General features: G+C 40.1%; 11 protein-coding genes and 1 pseudogene. 11 read left to right on the top strand and 1 reads right to left on the bottom strand.

What is annotated here, in order from left to right; all coding sequences use genetic code 11:
* The first annotated feature begins 194 nt into the window (after nt 1-194).
* The 6 genes and pseudogenes from ATH33_RS04200 (at nt 195) to ATH33_RS04175 (ending at nt 6,098) form a co-directional block, all read left to right on the top strand.
* Nucleotides 195-1,157, top strand: coding sequence for a hypothetical protein (locus ATH33_RS04200; protein WP_062843039.1), 963 nt, complete (start codon nt 195-197; stop codon nt 1,155-1,157).
* 17 nt (nt 1,158-1,174) lie between these two features.
* Nucleotides 1,175-1,681 (top strand): Imm6 family immunity protein, encoded by a 507-nt coding sequence (locus tag ATH33_RS04195; RefSeq protein ID WP_062843038.1) that lies wholly within the window; start codon nt 1,175-1,177, stop codon nt 1,679-1,681.
* 1,040 nt (nt 1,682-2,721) lie between these two features.
* The gene (locus ATH33_RS04190; RefSeq protein ID WP_181729121.1) at nt 2,722-3,165 is read left to right on the top strand and encodes a hypothetical protein; all 444 of its coding nucleotides are present in this window, start codon (nt 2,722-2,724) and stop codon (nt 3,163-3,165) included.
* 583 nt (nt 3,166-3,748) lie between these two features.
* A pseudogene (locus ATH33_RS13960) lies at nt 3,749-4,570 on the top strand (DUF2207 domain-containing protein); the annotation flags it as partial.
* A gap of 395 nt (nt 4,571-4,965) precedes the next feature.
* Entirely contained in the window at nt 4,966-5,532 is a 567-nt protein-coding gene (locus ATH33_RS04180; RefSeq protein WP_121874109.1) for a phage tail protein, read from the top strand.
* Nucleotides 5,529-6,098 carry a hypothetical protein gene (locus ATH33_RS04175; RefSeq protein WP_121874108.1) on the top strand — a complete coding sequence of 190 codons (570 nt, stop codon included), beginning with the start codon at nt 5,529-5,531 and terminating at the stop codon, nt 6,096-6,098. The genes ATH33_RS04180 and ATH33_RS04175 overlap by 4 nt, the downstream gene beginning before the upstream one ends.
* Before the next feature lie 527 nt (nt 6,099-6,625).
* Here ATH33_RS04175 and ATH33_RS04170 read toward each other — a convergent pair.
* Complete coding sequence (locus tag ATH33_RS04170; protein ID WP_121874107.1) at nt 6,626-7,081, bottom strand: hypothetical protein; 456 nt, start codon at nt 7,079-7,081, stop codon at nt 6,626-6,628.
* A 190-nt stretch (nt 7,082-7,271) separates the two neighbouring features.
* On the opposite strand from ATH33_RS04170, the gene ATH33_RS13535 reads away from it, so the two are divergent.
* From ATH33_RS13535 to ATH33_RS04150, 5 genes are all read left to right on the top strand, one after another.
* Entirely contained in the window at nt 7,272-7,430 is a 159-nt protein-coding gene (locus ATH33_RS13535) for a hypothetical protein (protein ID WP_170151227.1), read from the top strand.
* A gap of 171 nt (nt 7,431-7,601) precedes the next feature.
* The gene (locus ATH33_RS13955) at nt 7,602-7,919 is read left to right on the top strand and encodes a type II toxin-antitoxin system PemK/MazF family toxin (RefSeq protein WP_121874106.1); all 318 of its coding nucleotides are present in this window, start codon (nt 7,602-7,604) and stop codon (nt 7,917-7,919) included.
* 299 nt (nt 7,920-8,218) lie between these two features.
* Nucleotides 8,219-8,638 carry a hypothetical protein gene (locus ATH33_RS04160; protein WP_121874105.1) on the top strand — a complete coding sequence of 140 codons (420 nt, stop codon included), beginning with the start codon at nt 8,219-8,221 and terminating at the stop codon, nt 8,636-8,638.
* A complete protein-coding gene (locus tag ATH33_RS04155; RefSeq protein ID WP_121874104.1) occupies nt 8,626-8,943 on the top strand; it encodes a hypothetical protein in 318 nt (105 codons plus the stop codon). Before ATH33_RS04160 ends, ATH33_RS04155 begins: the two co-directional genes overlap by 13 nt.
* Before the next feature lie 938 nt (nt 8,944-9,881).
* On the top strand, nt 9,882-10,577 hold the full coding sequence (locus ATH33_RS04150; protein WP_062843037.1) for an N-acetylmuramoyl-L-alanine amidase family protein: 696 nt from the start codon (nt 9,882-9,884) through the stop codon (nt 10,575-10,577).
* The last annotated feature ends 17 nt before the right edge of the window (nt 10,578-10,594 follow it).

Below are 10,594 nucleotides of genomic sequence, written 5' to 3'. Positions count from 1 at the left end.
CTGATTTTGGGCATTGTCTTGTGCATCTTTGCCACACCGTTAGGGATTGCCGTACTCAGTGGTATGGCTTTGTCATTTGTGATCAGTATGGCCCTGAATGGTTGGGAAATTAACAAAATGACCTTCTTGAAGCAGCCATTGGCGGCCTCTTGGGATTGATCGGAGGAGGCATCACGGCAGGAGCTTCCCGGGGCTTGGCCAGCGGCATCGGGCAAAAACTGATCATGGGTGCCAAAAATTCCAAATTCTTGGGTCCTGTTCTTCGCGGAGGACAGAAACTGGTTTCCAAGATGCCTGCTCCCATTCAAAAAATGTTTACCAAAGGCGGATTCATCGGAGCAGCCGAGGGTGCCGGCACCAGTGTGGCAGACGATATCCTGCATGGGCGGAAGATCAATTGGAAAAATGCCGTTTTGGCAGGTTTTTTCGGAGCCGGTTCTGTCGTAGTGGTTCATTTTGCCCAGCCAGCGGTCAATAAAGCCGTCGCATCAATGGAACCGGTTTTGGCCAAAACCCCGATTGTCAAAAATCTTTTCACCAAAGTTGGCGATTGCATTGCTGCTCGGCAAACCGGAGGATATCATGCCTTCTTCCTGGTGGTTAAACCCGGATGTGTTGATACAGGCATAACAGACCTACTAAAAAGTGATTTGAAAAAATGGAGAGAAACAGTAGGTACTGATTTAAATACGATTGCTGTCGCCAGAACGGATATTGAAGGTTTGGAAGGCGAAGTGTTCAAAGGTGTGTCTCCACAAGTTATTAAGGCGGCACCAGAAGAAGCAGGGTTAAAGCCATTAGATGAAGAAATGCCAAATAGACCAATTAAGGCACCGTTTAAAAATCCAAAAGCAAGAAATCATGCTGAAGAAATGGTTATAAATAAATTTATAAAAGCAGTTGAGAATAAGTATAGTAATGATTTAGATGTTAAAGGAAAATTATATATTCATCAATCAAATCCAGATGGAGTATGTCCTAATTGTAAATCAGGGCTTTCACGGGATCCTTATGCATCAAAAGGAGTACTGTATCAACTTAGCAAAAAATACCCAAATCTCGAAATTATTGTATCATCCGAAATTGATGAAGGAAGAAAAGTTACTAAAAGACATTTCTTCATAGTAAAAGATGGTAAACAATATAAATATGAGTGATATGGGGGGCTTTAATTATGAAGTGGTACAAAAATATAAATGAAGATGCCAAAGTTGCTTTTGTATTAACTTTGACAGAAAAACTTTCAGATCAAACGAAAAACTACGATTGGTATGATCGGATCAAAAGAGTGGTGGATATGTGCTGGGATTGGGTTGAAAATAGAAAATATAGTGCTGTGGACATTTATGACGTGTTTGCTGATGAAGATGAAGCACTGGTTTTCATTGAGCACTATCCGGGAGTGGTTGATAATCCTGCATTACTATCTCTATTCTTCTGCATATTTGATGGCATCTGTTATGCTATATGGAAAGTCTATCAATTAGAGAAAGATTATTTCCCACAATTGCTTGAAAGCGAAAGTGATCAATCCATCGAGATCTTTATGGAAAAAATCGTAAAAGTAAATGGCTACCAAGAAGAGTGGGCTGAGCGTTTAAAGCAATACCTGTTGGAAAACTATCCGGCAGGCAGTGATAGGAAAATTAAGAGAGAAGAATTGTTGAGATTGATTGCATAAAAAAATGATTAAGTGGAAACATTTCCGCTATATTTGGCGTAATATATGAAGGGGATTTTCCCCTTTTAATCGTCCCAATTGCACAGAAGCAATTGAGTAAAAAGACTTTTAGATGATTTCCAAAGCCGATACACTGAAGTCTTTCACGACTTTCAAAGCTGATATTTTGAAATCATCAAACCCTTTCCCATGGCCATTTTTGGCTGTGGGATTCTTTATTTTGTTAAAGCACAGTTCATTTCACAGTTCAAACCACAGTTACACAGACATGTTCCCGGGTATTTTTCATAACCACTCGACATCTGAATTTCAAGAGGTTTCGGTGGTTATCTGGACTTTCCTCTTTTGAAAAGTAACGTAAGATTTTTTGTTACTTATTAAATCTAGCCAATTCGTTCCACTATCTCCATATGCCTGGACAATAATTAAAAGCCCTCTCCATATCTGGAGAGGGCTTTTTTGTTTCAATCCTCCAGAAGAGGTGTAACCATTTTGACTGTTCGAAGAAACGCACAATCGAAGCGTGGCAGAGTTTGTTTCAATCCTCTAGAAGAGGTGTAACCATTTTGACTGCATGCGTCTGAAACCCTTGGCACGCTTGAGGTTCAGCACCGTTTTTCGAGCACCTTCGTTTTTTAAAGAGCATTAAGTTATTTTTTATGTATCAGCTCAAAACGAAGTGGCTTTTTCCTTTATTTCATGCGGGTTTTAGCTTTTACGAGCAACCCCAGGGATTTTTGACATATCAAGGCGCTCGATAAATCCTTGTATGAACATCAAAAATATCAACTAATTTCAGTCTACAAAAAAATAAAATTCTTGTAAACCTTCAGTTCTAATATTACAGCCCTCTCCGGAAAATGGAGAGGACTGTTTTTGTAATCCTCCAGAAGAGGAAAATTCACCGCCAGTCCACGTTCTACGGATGGCGCAGTCAAGACGAAGACAACAGAGACAACGCCTGCTGCTGTTTACGATGCTTGGTATGATGCGGTTTATGAAGGTTCAAATGGTAGCGGTGGTGGAGGAGATGGAATCTAATGGAAAAAACGGTAACGATTGACGGGAAAGAAGTGCGGCTAAAAGCTACGGCCGCGCTTTCTATTCGCTATAAGTCTCAATTTGAGCGCGATTTTTTCAGTGACATCTTGAAACTTCTTAAGTTGTTCCCGCTAAAAGATTTGGATCTAGATAAAGACGAAGTTGATCAAGATGCATTGAAATATATCGATCATGTAGACTTTGAAGTTTTTTACAACTTGATATGGACCATGGCTAAGAATGCGGATAAGTCTATCCCAGATCCTGAAACTTGGTTTGATCAATTTGACATGTTTTCATTGGAAGACGTCTTACCTGACTTGTTTGAGCTTTTAGAAGGAGTAATGGGGACTAAAAAAAGACTCGCCACCAGCATCAAAAGAGCCGATAAAGACAGAGAGTTTTCTCCTTATATGCAAACACTGCGGTCTGAATCGGGCTGATCTGGAAGAAATGACAATCACAATGTGTTTGGACTATATCGAAGAGTATGTCGAGATGAACAACCCGAAGAAACATAAACAGTCAGTGAAACGATCGACACAAGCGGATTTTGGTGCCTTTTAAGGAGGTGAGTTGATGGTCCAACGAATCAAAGGGATTACCATTGAGTTGGATGGAGAAACAAAAGGGCTGGACAAAGCACTTTCGGATGTAAATAAACGAAGTCGGGAACTTCAAAAAGAACTCCGTGATGTGGAACGCCTTTTAAAGCTAGACCCAGGCAATGTTGAAGCCCTGGCACAAAAACAACAAATTTTAGCTAAGCAAATAGAAAACACAACAGAGCGATTAAACCGTCTCAAAGCAGCTCAGGCACAGGTTGAACAACAATTCCAGCGTGGTGAGATCGGGGCAGATCAATACCGCGCTTTTCGGCGTGAGATCCAGTTCAACGAAGCCCAATTAAGCAAATTTAAGCGGGAGCTTGAATCTGTTAATGAAACTAAAGCCCTGAAGAACACTAGAAGAGATGCGGACCGAGTTGCTGAGAGTCTTGACAAAGCAAAAGAAGCTGCAGGGGAATTAAGAAACCAGCTCGAGACTGTTGGCGCTGCAAGCGCGGCGGGTGCTATAGCAGCGGCGTTGGATTTATCATCGTTAAATACAAGCATTGAAATATCCATGGATGTGCCGGCTGAATCTGTCGAGTCTGTTAAAAGCGCAGTAAAAACAGTAACAAGCTACATTGGGGACCAGGAAGCAGCATTAGAAGGAGTTAGGCGTCAGTGGGCTTTAAATGCAGATGCATCAGACGAGTCAAATGCACGCATTGTCAAAGGTGCAGGAGCGATTGCCAGAGCATATGCAGGTATTGACTTCACAGAGCTGATACAAGAAACAAACGAAATATCAAGATTCCTAGGGATCAGCAATGATGAAGCACTTGGATTAGTGAACGCGCTTTTAAAAATGGGTTTCCCCCCTGAGCAATTGGACATCATCAGTGAATATGGCTTGCAATTGAGGATGGCAGGATATGAAGCAGAGGAGATCCAAGCGATTTTCGCTGCGGGCATTGACACTGGAACCTGGAACATTGACAACTTGCTTGATGGTTTGAAAGAAGGAAGAATCAGGCTCGCTGAGTTTGGCGAAGAGGTTCCTAAAGCTATGGCGGAATTACTTGAAGAAACAAATATATCTGCTGAACAAATGCAAAAGTGGGGGCAAGCAGTCGCGCAAGGTGGAGAAGTAGGTAAACAAGCAATGGTTGAAGTGGCTCAAGCGATTGATGATATAGAAGACGCGACCATCCAAAATGCTGTCGGAGTCGCTACTTTTGGAACGATGTGGGAAGACCAGGGTAGAGCCATTATTGATACGATTCTTGGTGCAAAAAACCAAGTAGTTGATTTAAAGGTGAATCAAGAGCAGCTAAATGAATCTATCCAACAGCTAGACAACGATCCGGTGGTGAAGTTCAAGCAAGCATTACAGGAACTACAGACTGCCCTTTCCCCTCTTTTAGATCAGATTTCAAACATCGTGATGAAAATTGCTGATTTTATCCAAAACAATCCTCAACTTGTGGCAACGATCATGACTATCGTTGGGGTAGTAGGGACCTTATTGGGGGTGCTAACAGTCTTAGGGCCTATCATCAGCGGAATCACAGCAACAATAGGTTTGCTGGCTGGTGCATTTGGGGTTGCATCTTCAACAGTCTTAGTCGCTATAGGTGTACTCGCTTCTTTAATCATTTAGTTTGGCAAAACTGGGACACGATCAAGGCAAAAGCAGTGGCAATTTGGGGTGCAATTAAGAATTGGTTAGTTCAAACATGGGAAAACATTAAAACTCAAGCAAGCGAAAAATGGGAATCGATGAAACAAACGATCCAAAATAAGATGGACAGCGCTAAGAAGAAAGTCACTGATATTTGGAATTCCATCGTAAGCTTTTTGAAAGGGATAAATCTGTATCAGATCGGAAAAGACATCATCCAAGGTTTAATCAATGGGATAAGCAGCTTGAAAAATAGAGCTTTGCAGAAAGCACAAGAAATCGCAGATGGCATCAAAAGCCGCATTAAAAGTGCTCTTGGAATCCATTCTCCATCCCGTGTAATGATGGAATTGGGTGAAGACACTGGCCAAGGGTTTGTTCTTGGTCTGGAGTCAGCGATCAGGAATATCCAGCGTGTATCTGATAAACTTGCCGCCGCTTCAATACCTCAACAAGGTTCAGGTTCATTAGTAAGCACATCAAACGACCGAGTGAACAATATCACAATGTACAACTATGGCCAAGATCTGAGTTCCCAAAGCGTGATTGATGCGCTTCGTCGCAAGGAGTGGTTGGGTTGAGCAGAATTAAATACATGTGGTACGGAACAAAACCGACGATCCGTTTTGATGTTTCCGAACGGTTGACGCTTCAGGATTCCTTCGAAACATTCCCCACGTCTCCTGGGAATAACTTCACGATTCGGAATCCGTCAACCAGGACCGACACAAACGCCGGGTGGTTTCAAACGGATTATCGCGCCTACTCCGGGTCTTATTCAATCCGGAGCGAACCGCTTACGAGTGTTGCTGGTACGCACCAATACGCCAGGATCGACTTTGTTTTTGAAGTGTCTCCATACGCAAGAAATGTAAGAGTGAAGTATTGGTATTTCCAGGATTGCGAGAATAACTTTGATGGGTTAAAGGTTTACTTCAACGGGACCCTGGTTCACAACTATATCACCAATGGGACGTATTATCAGTGGACGCCTGGCGAAATCTCAACGAGTCAACGTGGTCAGTGCACGATCACGTTTGAGTATGACAAAGATGGGTTAAGGGATTTAGGAGAAACCGACGCCGTCACGCGGCAGCTCCTAGGGCTTTTAGTTGTTGGGAACCGCGGCGTGGTGGGAATTATCTAGAGAGATTTGTTACCTAATTCTGTAAAGGTTCTTATGTATCCTCAGTAAATCAATTTATATTAGGTTAATATATCAAAAGAATTATCTAGTTTATATTGTAAAAAAGATAAAAGAGAGCTGCCTAATAACCGGGTAGCTCTTTTTTTGGGAAATAGATTTTTCCTTATTATGAATCAATATTTGGGATATCCGGTGATGTAAATAATCTTCTTCAAAGCGTTCAACAATAATATTTTCAGATCCACAACTAAAGCCGTTTGTAGTAGTTACCAGTGGTGTATCAAGCAGAATCGTAACAGACTGTCAGTTGCAATGCGGGTAGGGGTTTTTTGCCTTCGCCCCCGGGTAGACAGGTGTCAAAATTGATCTTTTAAAACGGTTCTGATCCCGACCAGTATAACACCGTTCCAATGACGCATATAGTGAACGTTTTCTCTTGTAGTTTCATTGGGTTACCCATTAGCTGTCGCTGTCAAATAAGTGAGAAAAAAAGGCCTGAGGTTTTCCCTCAAGCCTCAAGACATTGACTATTCGTACAGATCCTCAATTTCTACCCATGTTTTATTTTGTAGATTGAATACATCATCTGCTTCATGGGTTCTTATATAAAACTGAATACGGGGTGGTCGATTAGTCGCTTTGTCAAAGCACTTGGAAAAGAACGGAATAATCAGCTCGAACATGATATGATCCAGTCTGTCAATCTGGTTTATATAATCATCATTTGGATCAATAAATTGATCAAGCTTGATTCTAATTTGTACTTCATCTAAAAGTGTTTGTATCCTGCTATAATTAATTTCTTCTCCATCAGACATCGGAGTAATACTAATGCCGTATATTCCGTATTCACCACTGTGCACTTCAAACAAAACTGTGTCTGTTTCTGGAGGAAATTGATAAGAAAGTACCTTTTTGATGTTTTGGATTAAACTATATTCATAAGCATAAACAGCTTTTTTAACATCGGAACGATTGATCATCTTAATCCAAACCCCCAAATCTTTCTTCCATCAATATGATTTGCCAGTTCATGGATATTAGTCTTTACAAGTTGCATACTTTCTGAACACTGACCAATAAAAAAGCTATCTTTGCTTAAAGGGGCAACTTTTTTTATTGAACCAACTAGTTATTATAGCATGTTAGAATATTATAAATTGGAGAAAAGGAATGTTGAAAAGGATAATTGAAAATAAATGGGGCTTAAAAGATCCGTTGAGTGGAGAAGAGCTTTTGCAACGGATTGAAGAAATGCAAAATAAAATCAAAGATCTGTTATATCAGAATCATGTGAGTGCAGAGAAAAAATGGATCCTTATTATCTTTTGAGAGAACAGACTGAGATATTAGATCAAATCGCTTGGTACTTAGATAAGATAAATCTTAATAAAAAGCTACAATACACAGAATTCCCCTTATTTTGTTTCGGTATATATTGGGCGTTTTTAGGACAAAATATTGGAAGCGAAATAAATAAGCGAAGGCCAGTCATAGTTATTTCTGCTCCCCCTGGATCTCCATTGTGTTACCGTCATTCCCTTAACAACTAAGCGTAAAAATGACGGGCGTTGGTATCATGTTGATTTAGAGGATCGAAATCATACTGCTATATGTGAGCAGTTGAAGGTGATTAGTCGAGCGAGGTTGCATGTTCCATATCGAAACAAAGGAGGCAAGCATCGGAGAATTGCAGAAATATCCAAAAGTGACAGGGAAAGAATTCCTTCTGTGCTTCAAAGATTATATACAATTGATATTCATGAGGATGATTGCTCCATTGACACTATGTCTTGGAGAGGATATAATAAAGCTACATAAATCGTCCCGTAGCGGAAGTTACGAGTAAAATCGATTCAAATACGTCCCAAAAAGCAATCCCTAAGGATTGCTTTTTGAGTTTTTGCATACTATATAAATACATAATCGTCCCAGTACCTTAAGGTACTGAGTAAAAAAAGGGATGTGACTAAAATGGCCACATCCCTTTTTTAGTATTTGAATTTTGTGTACAGGGCTTGAATAAAAAGCAAGATTTTTAAATACTAGCCAAGATTCTGGGAGATAGATAAAATACAGAATAGATTTATTTTTAAGTGATTTGTATTGGAGGCGTTTTAATGTTATTTAAGAATCAGGAAAGTACATATTATCATCCAGGTGTTTATCGCTTCTATTGGCCTTTTGTAAGCCCGGATTTACTGAAAGATAATGATCATATTCAATTTTGGTACTATGATGTAGAAATTCATGTTGGTCGTTCAGATGACATGAAAGAAGGAAAATTGTTAACCGTGATCATTAAATCATCGACTTTAGGTGTTACCAACTATATTGAATCCATTGCCACACAAATCCGGAACAACTTTTTTCCTAAATTATTTTCGCAATATCAAGCGAACAAAAAATACCTTAATGAGGATACTATTCGTTGGTTAGAAGTCAACTTTGAAACACTCAATCCTAATCGCTGGAATGAAGTTGTTTTAGAATGGGATCATCGTTTAGAGCAATATCAAAGCCCCACATGGAAAAAATAAACACAGATGCCTGGTATTTCGTACAATATCAATCAAAATTGAAAGATTGGGTAAACGCCGCTCTTAAATCATTTAATGGATATTCCTTTGAAACAAACGCCTCTAGATGGATTCTTGAGTTAAAGGAATGGATTGGCGATAACCTCAATAATCTGGATTTAGCAATTGTAGAAGCATTGAAAGAAGTGCTCGAATATGGGCATGCACATAATTTTTTATCCAAAAAGGTAATTGAGACGTTTGAGAACGAACAATTTAAAAAGCAGAAACAACTTGAGTCACCCCAACCTACGACATTAACATAAACTATATTCTATGCAAACAAAAAAAGCCCTCTCCGGGAAATGGAGAGGGCTTTTTTTGTAATCCTCTAGGAGAGGTGTAATCATTCTGACTTAGCTTATCCGAGGATGAAAGGGATCGTCTGCAGATTGGTTTCAATCCTCTTGATGAGGTGTAGTCACTTTGACTATCAGATGCACCACAACCGATTCATTGGCGAAAATGGTTTCAATCCTCTTGATGAGGTGTAGTCACTTTGACGGCATGTGTCTGAAACCCTTGACACGCTTGAGGATCAATATGGTTTTTCGAGCACCTTCGTTTTTTAAAGAGCATTTAAGTTATTTTTTATGTATCAGCTCAAAACGAAGTGGCTTTTTCCTTTATTTCATGCAGGTTTTAGCCTTTGCGAGCAACCCCAGGGATTTTTGACATATCAAGGTGCTCGAAAAAGAACTTCTGTTACAAGCTTGAATATCAGAAATATCAACTAATTTCAGTCTACAAAAAAATAAAAAACCTGTAAACCTTCAGATCTAATATTAAAGCCCTCTCCGGGAAATGGAGAGGGTTGTTTTTGTAATCCTCTAGAAGAGGTGTAACCTTTGACGACAAAGACAAAGAAATCAAAAAACAATTAAATTCTAGGTTTCAATCCTCTAGAAGAGGTGTAACCATTTTGACTGCATGCGTCTGAAACTCTTGACACGCTTGAGGTTCAGCGCCGTTTTTCGAGCACCTTCGTTTTTTAAAGAGCATTTAAGTTATTTTTTATGTATCAAGTCAAAACGAAGTGGCTTTTTCCTTTATTTCATGCGGGTTTCAGCTTTTGCGAGCAACCCCGGGGATTTTTGACATATCAAGGCGCTCGATAAACATCAAAAATATCAACTAATTTCAGTCTACAAAAAAATAAAAAATATTCTGGACCGAAAAACTTGATCAAAGGGGGCAAGTCCAAATGAGCGTGTATGTTGTGATTGATCCTGGACATGGTGGTAAAGACCCTGGCGCTATTGGTTTTAAGATCAATGAAAAAGATGTGGTGTTAAACTTGGCGAAAAAACTAAATGATCATCTTGGCCAATATGAAAAAGCGGTCGTATCCCTTACCCGTTGGGATGACCGCTTTTTGGAACTGAGCGAACGCGCTAAGTTCGCCAATGATCGAAATGCTGACCTTTTCATCTCATTGCATAACAATGCCGCGAGCGCATCCGCCCACGGCTTTGAATCGTTCATCTATGTTAACGCCAGTACTACAACCGCACGGTATCAGACTATTCTCCATGAACAAGTTATGAATTACCTGGCACAAGTCGGTATCCATGACCGCGGGAAAAAACGTGCAAATTACGCGGTGCTCCGTGAAACCAAGATGCCGGCAATCCTACTTGAAAACCTCTTTATCACAAACGAAAAAGAAAATAAACTCTTAAAAGATGATGCCTTCCTGGATAACTTGGCCGCGGCAATTGCCGTCGGGATCGCCAAAATTTTCGGTCTGAAAAAGAAAAACACGGCACCTAAGCCGATGTATCGCATTACCGTTGATGAGGAGGTGATATATGACACAGCCTACGAGTCCAAAATTACTGATGCTGTACTGGAAGCGGTAAGGAAAGGCTCTAAGGAAATCCAATTGAAAAAACTTTAACACAAACCCTGCTAATG

The organism is Thermoactinomyces vulgaris, from assembly GCF_003688725.1.
Classification (GTDB): Bacteria; Bacillota; Bacilli; order Thermoactinomycetales; family Thermoactinomycetaceae; genus Thermoactinomyces; species Thermoactinomyces vulgaris.
This window is presented reverse-complemented; position numbering and strand designations above follow the sequence as displayed.